A 15,924-nucleotide genomic window follows, 5' to 3' on the forward strand; every position below is an offset into this window, starting at 1 on the left:
CGTTTTATAATATACTACAATTATTTTATTACTTCTTTGTTTAAAGATACTTCATTTTTTTCTTTCATTTCACGCTCAAGCTTTGCAATTTTCATATCAAATGTATCGCGTTCATGATCTTCATTCACGCGAAGCTCTAAATCACGAATATGATCTTCAATTTCTTCAAATCGTAAGAATGGATTATTCTCATCCATTTTATGAAGAGCCGTATTCATACGACGATTGGCATGTGCCATATTTTCGCGTGCCATTAATTCCATACGTTTTGCATTCATTTCTTTTAGCTTGTTTTTCATTTCAGAAAGACGACGTTCTAACTCATCAATTTGTTCCACTACACCTGCATACATTTCTTCTAAGCGAGCTACTTGCCCTTCATAGTATGCTACTTCTTCTAATGCACGTTCATGCAACTGCATTTCCCCTGCTTCTTTTGCAATTATTGCCTGCTTTGATCTCTTATTTACAAAATAACGAGCCTGCTCAAGTTCACGAGCAAAGTTAGCTTTTAATGTTTTATGTCGCTGAATTAGCTTTTCAATTTTTGTTACTTCACGCTCGCTATCACGTAAATATTGATTTAACATAGCGATTGGATGTTTTCTTTCTTTCTCATCTAAAACATTATGAAAATCTGCTAAAATTGCATCGCGTACACGTCCAAATAAAGATTGTTTCATTATAATCTTCCTCTCTTCTACTTTATGGTTTAATTTGTTTTATATTAGTTTTTCATTAACTTGTTCCACTCATCTTCAAAGTTGCTATATGGTTTAGAACCTTCTGAAGCAGAATTTACTACTACATCTTTTTCCTTTTTCCACTCACGGTATCCGTAGTATAGAACTACTAGTGCTGCGATACCAATTAATGCTGGGGAATTAGAAAGGGCGATTGACAAGCCGATTAAACCGACAATACCCCAAGCTAACTTTCCAAAAAATGATTGTGCTCGCACAAATGATTTATAGCTCCAGTACACAATCCCTGCTCCAATTGCGAATCCTACAATGCCAGCAAGACTACCAAGAGCAATTAAGGCCAAAATACCAGCCGCGATAAACGCTAGAAATTGTTTCATCTTGTGCTTGCCTCCCTTCGATTTGATACTCTTATCTTAACTATTTTTTCTTTTTTCCATAACGAGCTTAAGAACCGTTTTCATCTCAGACTTAAGACTGAGTTGCCTTCAGCCTTTTGAAGATTTAGTATAACTGTGCAATACTATTAAAAAAATAAACATATGAATATTAAGAATTTTGCGTTAAAATAAACATATATACATTTATTAAAAAATCGACATAAAACCCCTCTTTTTAGACGGGAGAGAGCATCTATTCATGCATAGAAGCGGTCAGGGCCTTTTTCTGCCACATGCGAAGTAAAGACAGCAAGAGCAAACGAGTGTAGGTTATCTGCATAGAAAGGATTTAGATGTCGAAAAATGAAAATGGATTTATATAGAGACTATACAGAGACAAGGAGAGACATGCATAATGGCTTTACATATTATTAAAGAAGTAAATACAAATGATAAAAACCATATAAACAATGCACTTTACGAATATAATTTAAAGCATTTCCCACCAGATTTAAGAGGAAGATACTCAGAAATTCATTTATTTCTTAAAGATGAAAATGACAAAGTTCATGGGGGACTATTAGGTGAGGTTTGCTGGAATTGGTTAGAGATTCATACTCTTATGATTGATGAAGACATCCGTAAATTAGGATACGGATCTAAATTATTGTTAGAAGTAGAAAAAATCGCTTTAGAGAAAAAATGTGACTTCATAAAAGTAGATACTTTAAGCTTCCAAGCATTAGACTTCTATAAAAAGCATGGTTATAAAGAGTTTGGTGTCCTTGATAATGTAGGAAGAGATTATAAACATTACTATTTAAAAAAAGATTTATAAGTAACAAAAAAACGCCCAGTATTTATTGTCTGAGCGTTTTTTATTCTACATTATTTACATTAAAGTTATGCTGTTTTATGATATTGCTTTTTTTCCGCTACCTTTGAAAATCGAGGAAAACCAATTAAAATAGAAACTATACCACATACTCCAACTAAAATTGGATAAAATGCGTATGGTAGCAATTCAATTGGAGATACTGCAGCAAACCCTGCTGCCGTCAACATTTGTGCTCCATATGGAATTAATCCTTGTACACAACATGAGAAAAGATCCAATACACTTGCTGATTTTCGTGGATCAATCTCATATTGATCTGCAATATTTTTCGCAAGTGGTCCAGTGAAAATAATAGAGATTGTATTATTTGCTGTGCACATATTCGTCATACTAACTAAGCCAGCAATCCCAAACTCTGCACCCTTTTTCGAGCGAATATTACGTGTTAATATATTCATTAGATATTGAATACCACCATTATATTGAATGATTTCAACCATCCCGCCAATTAAAATTGCTAATAGTACTAACTCCATCATGCCACTGATTCCCGTTGTTACACTTTTAAAGAAACTTGCCAATGTATAACTTCCATCTATCAAACCTATCATTCCTGATAAAACCGTTCCACCTGCTAATACAACAAGAACATTACACCCAAGTAACGCTGTAACAAGCACACCTGCATATGGCAAGATTTTCACCCAATCAAACGTATGAGTTTTCATTTCCGTATGGTTTCCTAATGTAAGGAAAACTAATAATATAATCGTAATAACTGCTGCTGGTAACACAATTAAAAAGTTTGTTTTAAACTTATCTTTCATTTCAGTTCCTTGCGAACGAACCGCTGCAATTGTCGTATCAGAAATAAATGATAGATTATCGCCAAACATCGCACCGCCAACAACTGTTCCCATTGTTAATGCAATAGAAATATCTGTTTGCTGACTAATCCCTACTGCAATTGGTGCTAACGCGGCAATCGTTCCCATCGAAGTTCCCATTGCTAATGAAATAAATGCCCCTATAACAAAAATCCCTGCAACGATAAATCCTTGCGGCAAAATAGACAGTGCTAAATTTACTGTAGAGTCAACTCCACCCATTCCTTTTGCAGTTTCAGAAAATGCACCTGCAAGTACAAAAATTAACACCATAATCATAATATCTGGATTACCAGCGCCCTTGGCAAACCGTTCAACTTTTGCTGTAAAGCTTTCTTTACGATTCATTGCCAAAGCAACCCCTACAGCAATTAAAATCGCTACGAGTATCGGTAATTTATAGAAATCACCTGTAATAATTCCAGAACCAATAAATAGTGCCAAAAATATTCCAAGCGGCAATAAAGCTAAACCATTTCCTCTCGTTTCTTTCAAAGTATCATCTCTCCCTAGTTTTAAACCTTTTCTAATCAATAACAAAAGACCTCTTCCGAAAAGAAGAGGTCTTATACATCTATAAGAAACACTCTTCTCATCTTTCAAGCACATGCTTGCTGGATTTGGCACAGCACTCCATCTTGAGTCCGCTGCCGAGGCATCGTAGGGCCAGTCCCTCCGCCTCTCTTTATAAGAAGGTTTCATATTTTATTTTTGATAATAATTTCTTCCCTAACTTTACTCGCTTACAAATCAAAAGTCAATTATTATTTGTATAAAAACAGTTGGTATTTTTTGATATTTACAAAAACACGAATAAATGAGCATCTCGAAAAGAAAATGGTCACTTTAATTTCTGAATTTCTTTTTCTAAAATTGCAATCCAGGGAAAATTTTCTTTTTCAATTACTTCGAGAAGCCATCTTACCGTTTCCCACGCTACGTTATATTCCTCTTTAGAAATATCTCCATCTATGTAGGCCTCTTCTAATTCATCTTCATCCAGCAAATATACATCGCCATTAGGTAATAGCACTACGTCCAAATATAAATCATCGAAATATGGCATACCTCTCTCATCTATTTTAAACTCTTTTGCTACATCAATATAATATTGTACTAATTTCCGTTTTTCATTTAGCATAGCTGTAATCGCAAAATTTTTACCGTTGATGAAGTACTGCACCCATGTGTGTCCATCATTGACAATGCAAAGTTTTTGATTATTATATTGCTTGTAACTAGGCTCTTTCACTTTTTGCATATGCAGTATCCCTAACATGCCTTGCTCTATTGTTTTCACTTCATAACTTTTCTCTATTAACCGTTTCCATGAAAAACCATCTCCATATTTCCGTTTCATTATTCTCCCCTCTTTTCTATACAGAAAAGCCCCCACATTTTATGCGAGGGCTTTTACAACAATTATTATGCTACTTGTTTTTCTGAAATCTCTTTTAAATAGGCTTGTCCTTTTTCTTCATCATATTGACCTTCCCACTTAGACATAACAACAGCTGCTAAAGAGTTACCTACTACGTTAACTGCTGTACGTGCCATATCTAAAATACGGTCAATACCTGCGATAAATGCCAAACCTTCTGCTGGAATTCCTACCGTACCAAGTGTTGCTAATAATACAACGAATGATACACCAGGTACACCTGCAATCCCTTTAGATGTAACCATTAATACAAGCATTAATGTAATTTGCTCTGTGATTGATAAATGAATACCATACATTTGTGCTAAGAAAATTGCCGCGATTGCTTGATATAATGTAGATCCATCTAAGTTAAATGAGTAACCAGTCGGAATAACGAAAGATGAAATTGCTTTCGGACAACCGAACTTCTCCATCTTCTCCATGATTTTTGGTAAAACCGTCTCCGAACTTGCTGTAGAGTAAGCTAAAATAAGCTCCTCTTTTAAAATCTTAAAGAACTGGAATATGTTAATTCCAAATAATTTTGCCGTAAGCCCTAATACAACTACAACGAAGAATATCATGGATCCATAAACGACAATAACTAATTTTCCTAATGGAATTAATGACGAAAGACCAAATTTAGAAACCGTTACACCAATTAATGCGAATACCCCAAACGGTGCGAATTTCATTACCTGGTTTGTCACGTAAAACATTGCATCTGCTACACCTTGGAAAAATTGAAGAACGGGTCTTCCTCTTTCCCCAATTGCTGCAATCCCTAAACCAAATAATACAGAGAAGAAAATAATGGCAAGCATATCACCATCAGCTAACGACTTCATAATATTTGTCGGAACAATATTTACAAATGTATCCGCAAACGAATGGCTCTGTACTTGCTCTGTTGTAGATGTATATTTTGAAATATCCGTCTTTGTTAACTGATCCATATTCACGCCTTTTCCTGGTTGGAAAATATTCGCCACCAGTAGGCCAAGAACAATTGCAATTGTTGTAATTATTTCAAAATAAAGAATTGTCTTTCCGCCTAATCGCCCTAGCTTCTTCACATCACCAACACCAGCAACCCCAACAACAATGCTCGCTACGACAATCGGCACAACAATCATTTTAATTAATCGAATGAAAATATCTCCAATTGGCTGTAAAAACTTTGCTACTTCTGCATTGCCATAAAAAATTGCCCCAACTGCAATACCAAGCGCAAGCCCTATTAAAATTTGCCATGCAAGTCCAATTCTTTTCATACTTGCTGTAACCCCCTTCTAAAGATGCTATAACTCTACCTTTCTCTATTTCTATAAAGCCAAGAAATTAAGAGTATTACATATTATTCGACAATTCACTACATTTGCCCCTGTTAAAAATGATAAAGCAAAAAATGAAATCTGACAACAAAATAAGTTTGCGTGAATATAAATAATTTTCTTGACAAAAAACGACCCAATGTAAGAAAACCTAACATGAGAACGATTCCTTATAAGGTATATCAACATTTCTTCTATTTATTTTCACAACAGAACATACCAATATAGGCAAAAAATTCCCTTAATTCCGACAAAAATCAGCAATTTTATAAAATTTTCTTTACATTATGATTACAATAATAGACAGCATTCTTCTTATTATGATATATACAATCATAGGGAAAGGAGCTAGACACCAATGAATAAGAAATTTGCAGCTTTTAGCGTTTTAGCAGCAGGAACTCTTTTTGTTTCTCCGTTGCTTTCACCAGTACACGCAGAAACAAGTCAAGATAAATTATCTACAATACAATCAGAATTAGAAGGAAAACAACAAGAATTACATAATAAATCGGCAGAAAAAGAACAGATGGAGAAAGAAATACAAGAGTTACAGAAGAAAATCGATGAATTAACAACTTCCATTAATAAAAATGAAGCGGATTTAAACGATACAAAAAAAGAAATTAGCAAAACACAGCAAATCATTGCTGAGAAAAAGAAACACATTGAACAATTACAAAAGAATATTGACACACGTCAAGAAGTTATAAAAAAACGATTACAATCTATGCAAGAAAAACCGCGAACAAATATCATAACTGAAGTATTAACGAATTCAAACAACCTCGTAGACCTTGTTGATAATATGTATTCCGTTAGTTTGATTTTAAATAACGATACAGACATCGTAAAAAAACAGACACAAGATCAAGAAACTGTAAAATCCGAGAAAGAAGCTGTTGAAAAAAAAGAACAACAATTGAAAGAATCTGGGCAAAAGCTAGAACAAAAACAACAAGAATTGCAAGCAAATCAGCAGCAGCAACAAGCTCTCATTAACGATTTACACGTTAAAGTATCAAAAGTAGATTCAGAGATTGAAAGCTTAGAAGAATCAAAAAGCATTTTAGAGAATCAGCGACAAGCAGTTCAAAAAGCAATTGAAGAGGAAAAACGTGTGGAAGAAGCACGTAAAGCAGAAGAAGCCAAAAAGCAAGCTACCGCTTCCGCTAAAGAAAGCGGACAAGGCGCTCCAACACCGCAAGATACAAATAAAAGCGGATTCATTAAACCAGCTGCTGGCTCAAAAACTTCTGGATTTGGTGCTCGCTCTATAGATAATCATAAAGGCATTGATATTGCCGCTTCTGGAACAGTTCCGATTATAGCTGCTGCCGACGGTGTTGTCATTCGATCTGAGTTATCCTCTAGTTACGGAAATGTTGTATACTTATCACATCGTATAAATGGTAAAACTTACACAACTGTATACGCTCATATGAGCAGCCGCTCTGTATCTAATGGACAAACGGTGAAACAAGGTCAACAATTAGGATTCATGGGGAATACAGGTCAATCTTACGGACAGCATTTACATTTCGAACTTCATATTGGAGAATGGAATGTAGGTAAAACAAACGCAGTTGATCCTTCTCCTTATATCGGATTATAAATAAAAAGGCAGGGGTTTATCCCCTGCCTTTTTACTTTGTGAAAATCTTAAATATACCAATTGCATTTAAAAATACAACCACAACCGTGATTGGAATAATATAACGCAGTAAGAAAAACCAAACGTTAAATAATGTTTTTCCTTTTGTTTCTGTAACTTCTAATTCTTTCATTAATAAATCCTTACTCATTTTATTCGGTACGAACAATGAAATTGCTAGTACTCCTAACGGAAGCAAGACATTACTTACCACAAAATCCACTAAATCAAAACATGTTTTTCCAAATATCTTTACATCACTCATAATTCCAAATGACAATGCCGCTGGAATTCCAAATACGAAAATGAGTAATCCAATGATCAATGATGCAGAAGGACGTTTTTTTGCATTATCTTTCGCTACGGAAGCAACAACAATTTCGAGCATTGAAATGGCAGAAGTTAATGTTGCAAAGAAGAATAAAATCAAAAACATAATAAAGAAAAATTGTCCAAATGGTATTTTAGCAAATACAGCCGGAAGGATGATGAATAATAAACCTGGCCCTTCCGTCGGCTTAACCCCTAACGCAAAGATTGCTGGAAATATCGCAAGCCCCGCAAGGATTGTAATAAATACCGTTAAACTCACAATCGATGTCGCTGATTTTGCTAAATGCTCTTCCTTCTTTAAATATGAGCTATATGTTACCATTACCGAAGCCCCTACTGTTAATGAAAAGAAGGATTGTCCCATCGCATACAAAACAGTATCTGCTGTTAACTTTGAAAAATCTGGTTTCAAGAAGAACTCAACACCAGCCCATGCACCATCAAGTGTAAGGGCACGAATAATAATGGCAATAAATAAAATAAATAATAGCGGCATCATATACTTACTTGCCTTTTCTATCCCTTTCTCTACACCTTTACTTACAACAAAAATTGTGCAAAGCATAAAAATCAACTGAGCTCCAACTGCACTAGCTGGATTGGAAATTGTCTGTTCAAACAATTTTCCATATTCCACTGATCCACTCCAAAAGTGACCTGTCACACTATAATATAAATATAATAAAATCCAGCCACCTACTACACTATAAAAAGATAATACGCTAAAACAAGTGACAACTCCCATGCGACCAATCCATGGATATAGTTTACTATTCGGCACGAGTACTTTGTATGCAGTAACCGCTTCTTTTTGTGTACTACGCCCAATAACAAATTCAGCCAAAAGAAGAGGCATACCAATAAATATAGTTAATAATAAAAAGACTAGAAAAAATGCTCCGCCTCCGCCATTACCTGCAACATACGGAAACTTCCATATCGCCCCGAGTCCTACTGCAGCTCCGGCTGCTGCGAGTACAAAACCAATTTTCGATGTCCATTGCTGTGTTTCTTTCATAAATAATTTCTCCTTTTTGAATATTTGAACTTTTCTTAATTATACACTTTCACTTCATACTCGCACACCTCCTTTAGAAAATAAAAAAGTCCTCTACATGCTACGCTGCATGTAGAGGACGATATATGTAATAGAATACCGTGGTACCACCTCAATTGGATCAAAAATCCCACTTGTTCAGGTACAGGAAAACTCCGATACCCTATCCTTTTAACGGCAGAACCCGGGTTGCCTACTAAAATGTTCAGCATACCTCTCGCAAGCCCATTCTGTATATTTTATCGTACCGGGCTCACACCTTATCCCAGCTCTCTGAACGCATCAAATATACATACTCTTCTTGCTCATCGATTTCATATATTGAAGTTACTTGTGATTATAGAATATATTACTATACTTGTAAAGGAGAATTTATTTTACATTTTCATACTTATGAAATCTATATATACATCAATTAAAAAACCGACATAAACCCAATCTTTTTAGATGGAAGAGAGCATCTGACCATGCATAGAAGCGGTCAGNNACAGAAAGAGCAAACGAGTGTAAGTTCCGTTTTATTCTGCATAGCAGGGAATTTAGATGCCGAAAAATTAAAATGGATTTATATATCCCACATGCACCTTTCTATCTTGCTCTTTTAAAAATGGATGCCATTTTGCTGGACTTAGCACCTTGCTACTATAAGCAGGTTGCTAAGCTTCGTAGGACCAATTCCCTCTGCTTCTCTTGATAAGCTTTGTATTTTATCACAACTCTGATTTTCTCATTCCTAGTTTTCCAATATATATTTTAAAAGAAGTTGCTCCATTCGAACAACTCCTTTTATCATTTAAACAAGCTCTTTAATACGTATGCGATCGTTTCCAATTATATTTTCATATGTTTCACGTTCCACAACAATTTGTGATGTTCCACCTTTTGCAAATACTACAGCTGGTCTGCGAATACGATTATAATTATTCGCCATAGAATAACCATATGCTCCAGTACAAGAGATTGCCAATAAATCAGAGGATGCAACTTGCGGAAGATTTATGTCCCAAATAAGCATATCTCCGCTCTCACAACATTTTCCTGCAATCGAAACAACTTCTTCATTTTCTTCATTTCCCCGATTTGCTAGCATCGCCTCATAACGTGCTCCGTATAATGCCGGTCTTAAATTATCTGTCATTCCACCATCAACTGAAACATATTTACGAATACCTGGGATATTTTTTACCGCTCCTACTGTATACAGCGTTGTTCCTGCATCGCCAACAATACTTCGCCCAGGCTCAACCCATATTTCAGGAAGGGGATACTCACATGTTGTAAATTGTTCCCTCACCGCATTCGTTACCGCAAGCACATACGCTTCAAGTGTAAGGGGTGTATCAGATTCCGTATAGCGAATTCCAAACCCTCCGCCAACATTTAACACTGTTACTATATACCCTGTTTGTTCTCTTATTTCTTCTAAAAAGTTACGTAATACTTCAATTGCTCGAACGAACCCTGCTGTCTCGAAAATTTGTGAGCCAATGTGCGAGTGGATACCTAACACGTTATAATTTGACTTCTCTAATGCCATTTGAATCGCCTGTATCGCCTGACCAGTAGAAACCCCAAAGCCAAATTTCGAATCATCTTGCCCTGTCGTTATATACTCATGTGTATGCGCCTCTACCCCAGGTGTCACACGAATTAATATGCTGACAATTTTTCCATACTGCACTGCTAAATCGTGCAATACTTCTAGCTCAAAGAAATTATCCACTACAAAACAACCAATGTCTGCTTGCAGGGCCATTATCATCTCTTCTTCCGTTTTATTATTTCCGTGAAAATGAATACGAGATGCTGGAAAACCCGCTTGCAAAGCTGTATATAGCTCTCCTCCAGAAACAACATCTAAAGACATATTTTCTTCACGAGCTACTCGGCACATCTCCATGCACAAGAACGCCTTACTTGCATATGCTACTTGGTAAGAAAATCCACTTTCCTGGAACGCACGATGGAATGCGCGACATTTTTCCCGAATAGCAACCTCATCGTACACATAAAGTGGCGTTCCATATGCTTTTGCTAATTGCGTTGTATCGCACCCTCCAATTTCTAAGTGTCCTTGCTCATTGATCCGACTTGTGCCGTGTAAATACATTTCAATTCCTCCCTTATTTCCTCTAAAACTCATAACCCCAATCTTCTATTCATTGCAGCACGCTTTTAGATAAACAAAAAACGCGCGGAACAATGTTCACACGCGTTTCTTATTAGGAATAATGTATATTGAAAAAATAAACTAGTTGTTATCTTCTCAAATAAGAAACCGCATCAACATCTCCAAATAGCTCTCCATAAAAATAAATCTTATGACAGTACTACATTTATTCAATGCAGTCCCAATATATGAATAATGTGGTCATTCTTATATTTCGGCAATAGTCCCTTTCAATCTATGATCACAGATTCCACTAAATCTCCCATAGCTTACTCTTTCCTATTGCGGCCTCTACCTTTGAGAGTAGATGAGGTAAATCTATTCAATTTTCAAACATCTTATATTGCTATTAACAATACCAAAGGAATAAATTATTTGTCAAACAATTTTTTATATTGTTTTTTTGCAATTTAGCTTTGTATCATTTGGTAAACGCTTTATAGCCACCTTCGTTACAATCCATTCTCCCTCTTCATTATTAAACGTAATACTTATTTTTTCAAATGGCGGAAGCACTTTCCCTCCTATCCCTGATTCATACTTCGTCACTTCAATTACTGCTTGAAATAAATATGTACCACTATAAAGTTTTTTTATGCTAACTATTTTCGGACAATCATATGGCTTTAGTTTTCCATAATGTTTTTCAATCGCTGCATTTATTTGTGGAAATAATACAGAATAGAGAGCATCCTCCATTAACGGTAAATCGTATTGTGCCGTAATCACCACTGGAGAAGAAAACATTATAAGACCACTACATAGTACGAAACACAGTAACTTTTTCATCATGACCTCCGTATCCTTATGCGATGTTTTTCTCACTATTTGCGGACAGCAGCACTTCACCTCAAAATTCAACGAAGGCAAAGAAGTTATATAAATCCATTTTAANNGCATGAATAGATGCTCTCTCCCACCTAAAAAGAGGGGTTTGATGTCGGTTTTTTAATTGATGTATATATAGATAAAAAATAAACTTTCCGCAAAAGCTCGACTAGTGAAGACTAATAATGAGTGGATGATGCCCCCGCTCATTCAAGTTTCACTTTATTGTCTCCTACTTCTCTTTTTCTACTCGATTATTACAAAAAGCGTCCACAATTCTGTTTTGTTCTCGTATAATAGTACACATAGTATAATAATCACATAAGGCTGTTCGTATATATAAAGTGAAACCTCTATTCATAAAAGTGCAATCACTAGAACTGTCATAATAGTAGGAAAGGAGTATATTATGCTACAACATTTATTTCCAAAATTACGATTTGCACTTATTGCAGTCGTTTTATTATGGATCAAAACATATATTGTATACAAGCTAGCTTTCGATATTAAAATTGATAACTTTTTCGAAGAAATTATGTTGCTATTTAATCCGCTAGCTTCCTTGCTTTTATTTTTTGGTCTAGCATTATTAGCATCAAAATATCGAAATCGAATTATTATTGGAATCAGCTTTATACTGTCATTTATTTTATTTGGGAACGCAATGTTTTACGGGTTTTATAATGACTTTGTCACATTTCCTGTTTTATTCCAAACAAATAACATGGCTGATTTAGGAACAAGTATTAAAGAACTATTTACGTATAAAACATTGCTTCTATTTGCAGACGCCATTATCTTAATATTCATTTCACGTAAGTTTCCAAACTTTTGTGATACAACACCATTATCTAAATCTGAAAAAAGAAGTTTTTTTAGTGGTGTCACCGCTCTATTAGCACTACAAATTATTGTTTCTGTGGTTTATAAACCACAGCTGTTTTCACGTTCTTTTGATCGTCAAACGGTAGTGAAAAATCTCGGTTTATACACATATCATCTATTTGATATCGCACTTCAGTCTAAATCTTCTACAGAGCGTGTATTCGCAAGTGGAGATGAGTTTTCGGAAATTAAAAACTACGTGAATTCAAAAGATAAACAAGTTGACAAAAACTTATTTGGAGCTGCAAAAGGAAAAAATGTAATTTTAATTTCAATGGAATCTACACAAAGTTTTGTCATTAACAAAACAATAAATGGAAAAGAAATTACTCCATTTTTAAACCAATTTATCAAAGATAGTTACTACTTTGATAACTTTTATCATCAAACTGGACAAGGTAAAACATCCGATGCTGAATTTATCGTTGAAAACTCACTCTATCCATTAGATCGTGGTTCTGTGTTCTTTACTCATGCAAAGAATGAGTACACTGCAACACCTGAGCAATTAAAAAAATATGGATATTATTCTGCTGTCTTCCATTCAAATGATAAGAAATTTTGGAATCGCGATGTAATGTATCCAGCACTTGGATATGATCGTTACTTTAATTTAAATGATTATGTAGGTACTGAACAAATGTCTGTTGGTTGGGGATTAAAAGACAAAGAATTCTTTGAACAATCTATTTCAAAATTAAAATCTTTACCACAACCGTTTTATACAAAATTCATTACATTAACAAATCATTTCCCATTTCTTCTAAACCCAGAGGACCGATATATTGACGAGTTTAATTCTGAAAGCGGCGTTTTAAATCGCTATTTCCCGACAGTCCGCTACACAGATGAAGCTCTTAAATTGTTTATTAATCGATTAAAAGAAGAAGGGTTATACGATAATTCAGTTATCGTCATTTATGGAGATCATTACGGAATTTCTGAAAACCATAATGCAGCTATGGCTCAATTCCTTGGGAAAGAATCTATTACACCGTTTGATTCTATGCAACTGCAACGCGTCCCTCTTATTATTCATGTGCCTGGTCAAGAAGGAAAAGTCATTTCTAAAGTATCTGGACAAATTGATCTTAAACCGACATTGCTTCATTTACTTGGTATTAAAACGAATCAATCAATCGAGTTTGGGACTGACTTATTTATAAAAGAAAAAGATCCACTTATCGTTATGCGTGACGGTAGCTTCGTAACAAATGAGTATATTTATACAAAAAATATGTGTTACCAAAAAAATACAGGTGAACCGATTGATTCCGCGATATGTCAGCCATATATTGAAAAAGCAAAGACCGAATTGAACTACTCCGATAAGCTTATCTATGGAGATTTATTACGATTCGATCCTAACAATCAATACAAAACCGGAACAATGATGACCAAATTTGAATAATATAAGGAGCAACTTCACATGATAACAACTTGGAGTTGCTCCTTTTTTATTATTTTAGCCAGTGATTTCATTCTCAATGGTGCCTTCCATGAAATCTTTCATAAATTGGGAACTTTTTTCGTACGAGAAAGAAATTTATGGTATGATAAAATAAGTAAACTTTCATAAACTAATTAAGAATTTATTACAGAAAGCAAGGGATCAGAATTTGTATAGGGCAGCAATTCCAAACTTATTTACGCTCGGAAATTTATATAGCGGATTTTTGTCAATCGGCTATGCATCTTTAGGATATTATAAATCAGCTGCTATTTTAGTACTAATCGGGATGATGTTAGATAGTCTTGATGGTCGAGTTGCTCGTTTACTACGTGTTGATTCCCAAATGGGGAAAGAGCTTGATTCACTAGCAGATGTTGTAACATTTGGAGCTGCACCGGCTGTTTTAATGTACTACACATCTTTTTCAAATTATGGGATTATCGGACTATACATAGCAGGGCTATTCCCTCTTTTTGGAGCATATCGCTTAGCACGATTTAATGTTACACCTTCGTCTACTTCTATGAAGTATTTCACTGGTGTCCCTATTACTGCAGCGGGAGGACTTGTTGCTTTCTTAACATTGTTCTCACATACCATCCCAAAAATTGTTCTCATTACAGTATTTGTAACGTTTGCATTTTTAATGGTAAGTCGCATTCGCATTCCAAGTTTAAAAGATGTGCCAATTCCACGATATAGTATCATTATTACATTATTTTTAATTGGCATTATTTATACAATGTATAAAACAAGTTTTGGTAACATGTCTGTATTTCTATTCATTGCCATTCCTCTTTATATTTTGTATATGCTATCTCAATTCCTTAGACAAAGACCGGCTCATAAAAACCGAGCAAATAAAGAAAAATAAGAAGAAGCCTTCCAAGCAGGGAAGGCTTCTTCTTATTTTGTTACCAATACTTTTGGATTTACAGGTGTTAACGGTTCTTCTCCTTCTAGTACCGCTAAAATGTTTCGCACTGCCATTTCAGCCATCGCATCCCGTGTTTCAAACGTCGCATTACCAACATGAGGAGTAAGAACAACGTTTTTCAATCCTTTTAATTGCTCTGTAATTTTCGGCTCAAATTCAAATACATCAAGGGCTGCACCTTCAATTTCATTGGTTTCTAGCGCATGAGCAAGCGCTAACTCATTCATAATTGGACCGCGTGCTGCATTTACAATATAAGCTGTTTTCTTCATCATTTTAAATTGTTCTTCATCAATCATATGATGTAAGCTTGGGCTATATGCACAGTTAATTGTAATAAAGTCCGCTGTTTGCAATAGTTCTTCTAACGTTACATACGTTGCTCCTAACTCCTGCTCTGCTTCTTGTTTGCGATTTGGCCCTGTATAAATAATATTCATGCCAAATACCTTTGCACGTTTTGCAACTGCTTTTCCAATTTCTCCAAGGCCAATTACTCCGATTGTTTTCCCATATACTTCTCGTCCAAGGAAAAATAACGGTGCCCACCCATTAAATCCGGTCGTCCGACATACAGTATCCCCTTCTGGAATTCTTCTTGCCGCTGCTAAAAGAAGAGCAAATGTTAATTCTGCTGTTGCTTCTGTAGACACTTTTGGTGTATTTGTAACAGCAATTCCCTTCTCTGTTGCATATGTGTAATCAATGTTATCGTAGCCTGCACCATAGTTAGCAACGATTTTTAAATCTGGTGCTGCATCAATGACCTCTTTTGTTACCTTAGTAGAAAGTAAACTTAGCAGTGCATCTTTTCCCTTTACACGTTCTATCAATTCTTCTACACAAATTAATTCTTCTTTATCATACATTTCTACATCATGATTTTGTAATAACCGTAATCCGATTTCTGGAATTTTTCCTGCTACTAATATTTTCGCCACTATAAGCACCTCTTCTATTTAAAAATGAGAATTCCCTTATATTTTATTGTAAAAAATCTATATCAAAAAAGCCAAGTAATTTGATTAGAGTTTTGAAAAT

Annotated in this window: 13 protein-coding genes, 3 riboswitches and 1 other annotated feature; of the genes, 4 read left to right on the top strand and 9 right to left on the bottom strand. The window is 35.1% G+C overall.

The window, feature by feature from the left end:
- Positions 1-20 precede the first annotated feature (20 nt).
- Complete coding sequence (locus COO03_RS11465) at positions 21-683, bottom strand: PspA/IM30 family protein (RefSeq protein WP_097897303.1); 663 nt, start codon at positions 681-683, stop codon at positions 21-23.
- A 44-nt stretch (positions 684-727) separates the two neighbouring features.
- Entirely contained in the window at positions 728-1,084 is a 357-nt protein-coding gene (locus COO03_RS11470; RefSeq protein ID WP_097897304.1) for a lmo0954 family membrane protein, read from the bottom strand.
- Positions 1,085-1,499: 415 nt separating this feature from the next.
- Between COO03_RS11470 and COO03_RS11475 the strand changes: the two genes are divergently transcribed.
- Positions 1,500-1,922: a GNAT family N-acetyltransferase gene (locus COO03_RS11475; RefSeq protein ID WP_097897305.1), complete on the top strand. Its 423-nt coding sequence runs from the start codon at positions 1,500-1,502 to the stop codon at positions 1,920-1,922.
- Between the two features lie 65 nt (positions 1,923-1,987).
- Here COO03_RS11475 and COO03_RS11480 read toward each other — a convergent pair whose 3' ends face one another.
- The 3 genes from COO03_RS11480 to gltP form a co-directional block, all read right to left on the bottom strand.
- Complete coding sequence (locus COO03_RS11480) at positions 1,988-3,304, bottom strand: Na+/H+ antiporter NhaC family protein (protein WP_097897347.1); 1,317 nt, start codon at positions 3,302-3,304, stop codon at positions 1,988-1,990.
- A gap of 94 nt (positions 3,305-3,398) precedes the next feature.
- Positions 3,399-3,503, bottom strand: a riboswitch (SAM riboswitch).
- A gap of 147 nt (positions 3,504-3,650) precedes the next feature.
- On the bottom strand, positions 3,651-4,169 hold the full coding sequence (locus tag COO03_RS11485; protein WP_097897306.1) for a DUF402 domain-containing protein: 519 nt from the start codon (positions 4,167-4,169) through the stop codon (positions 3,651-3,653).
- A 65-nt stretch (positions 4,170-4,234) separates the two neighbouring features.
- Positions 4,235-5,506 (bottom strand): glutamate/aspartate:proton symporter GltP, encoded by a 1,272-nt coding sequence (gltP, locus tag COO03_RS11490; RefSeq protein ID WP_097897307.1) that lies wholly within the window; start codon positions 5,504-5,506, stop codon positions 4,235-4,237.
- A 418-nt stretch (positions 5,507-5,924) separates the two neighbouring features.
- Here gltP and COO03_RS11495 point away from each other — a divergent pair, with 418 nt between their 5' ends.
- Entirely contained in the window at positions 5,925-7,181 is a 1,257-nt protein-coding gene (locus tag COO03_RS11495; RefSeq protein WP_097897308.1) for a murein hydrolase activator EnvC family protein, read from the top strand.
- A gap of 31 nt (positions 7,182-7,212) precedes the next feature.
- Here COO03_RS11495 and COO03_RS11500 read toward each other — a convergent pair whose 3' ends face one another.
- The 3 genes from COO03_RS11500 to COO03_RS11510 form a co-directional block, all read right to left on the bottom strand.
- Positions 7,213-8,571, bottom strand: coding sequence for a sodium-dependent transporter (locus COO03_RS11500; RefSeq protein ID WP_097897309.1), 1,359 nt, complete (start codon positions 8,569-8,571; stop codon positions 7,213-7,215).
- 111 nt (positions 8,572-8,682) lie between these two features.
- Positions 8,683-8,928: a binding site (T-box leader), on the bottom strand.
- A gap of 272 nt (positions 8,929-9,200) precedes the next feature.
- A riboswitch (SAM riboswitch) is annotated at positions 9,201-9,310 on the bottom strand.
- 93 nt (positions 9,311-9,403) lie between these two features.
- The gene (lysA, locus tag COO03_RS11505; RefSeq protein ID WP_097897310.1) at positions 9,404-10,720 is read right to left on the bottom strand and encodes a diaminopimelate decarboxylase; all 1,317 of its coding nucleotides are present in this window, start codon (positions 10,718-10,720) and stop codon (positions 9,404-9,406) included.
- A gap of 179 nt (positions 10,721-10,899) precedes the next feature.
- A riboswitch (Lysine riboswitch) is annotated at positions 10,900-11,082 on the bottom strand.
- 88 nt (positions 11,083-11,170) lie between these two features.
- Positions 11,171-11,569: a DUF3888 domain-containing protein gene (locus tag COO03_RS11510; RefSeq protein ID WP_097897311.1), complete on the bottom strand. Its 399-nt coding sequence runs from the start codon at positions 11,567-11,569 to the stop codon at positions 11,171-11,173.
- Positions 11,570-12,017: 448 nt separating this feature from the next.
- On the opposite strand from COO03_RS11510, the gene COO03_RS11515 reads away from it, so the two are divergent.
- Both COO03_RS11515 and pssA read left to right on the top strand, forming a co-directional pair.
- Complete coding sequence (locus COO03_RS11515) at positions 12,018-13,904, top strand: LTA synthase family protein (protein WP_097897312.1); 1,887 nt, start codon at positions 12,018-12,020, stop codon at positions 13,902-13,904.
- A 208-nt stretch (positions 13,905-14,112) separates the two neighbouring features.
- The gene (pssA, locus tag COO03_RS11520; RefSeq protein ID WP_097897313.1) at positions 14,113-14,820 is read left to right on the top strand and encodes a CDP-diacylglycerol--serine O-phosphatidyltransferase; all 708 of its coding nucleotides are present in this window, start codon (positions 14,113-14,115) and stop codon (positions 14,818-14,820) included.
- A gap of 32 nt (positions 14,821-14,852) precedes the next feature.
- Here the strand turns inward: pssA and COO03_RS11525 are convergent, their stop codons facing one another.
- Positions 14,853-15,824 (bottom strand): 2-hydroxyacid dehydrogenase family protein, encoded by a 972-nt coding sequence (locus COO03_RS11525; RefSeq protein ID WP_097897314.1) that lies wholly within the window; start codon positions 15,822-15,824, stop codon positions 14,853-14,855.
- Positions 15,825-15,924 lie beyond the last annotated feature (100 nt).

Source organism: Bacillus sp. AFS098217 (assembly GCF_002551815.1).
GTDB lineage: Bacteria > Bacillota > Bacilli > Bacillales > Bacillaceae_G > Bacillus_A.

Excerpts from the sequence above, each read along its gene's own strand:
- COO03_RS11470 (WP_097897304.1), bottom strand. The coding sequence starts at position 1,084 with ATGAAACAATTTCTAGCGTTTATCGCGGCTGGTATTTTGGCCTTAATT.
- COO03_RS11495 (WP_097897308.1), top strand. The coding sequence starts at position 5,925 with ATGAATAAGAAATTTGCAGCTTTTAGCGTTTTAGCAGCAGGAACTCTT.
- COO03_RS11475 (WP_097897305.1), top strand. The coding sequence starts at position 1,500 with ATGGCTTTACATATTATTAAAGAAGTAAATACAAATGATAAAAACCAT.
- COO03_RS11465 (WP_097897303.1), bottom strand. The coding sequence starts at position 683 with ATGAAACAATCTTTATTTGGACGTGTACGCGATGCAATTTTAGCAGAT.
- gltP (WP_097897307.1), bottom strand. The coding sequence starts at position 5,506 with ATGAAAAGAATTGGACTTGCATGGCAAATTTTAATAGGGCTTGCGCTT.
- lysA (WP_097897310.1), bottom strand. The coding sequence starts at position 10,720 with ATGTATTTACACGGCACAAGTCGGATCAATGAGCAAGGACACTTAGAA.
- COO03_RS11515 (WP_097897312.1), top strand. The coding sequence starts at position 12,018 with ATGCTACAACATTTATTTCCAAAATTACGATTTGCACTTATTGCAGTC.
- COO03_RS11510 (WP_097897311.1), bottom strand. The coding sequence starts at position 11,569 with ATGAAAAAGTTACTGTGTTTCGTACTATGTAGTGGTCTTATAATGTTT.
- COO03_RS11500 (WP_097897309.1), bottom strand. The coding sequence starts at position 8,571 with ATGAAAGAAACACAGCAATGGACATCGAAAATTGGTTTTGTACTCGCA.
- COO03_RS11485 (WP_097897306.1), bottom strand. The coding sequence starts at position 4,169 with ATGAAACGGAAATATGGAGATGGTTTTTCATGGAAACGGTTAATAGAG.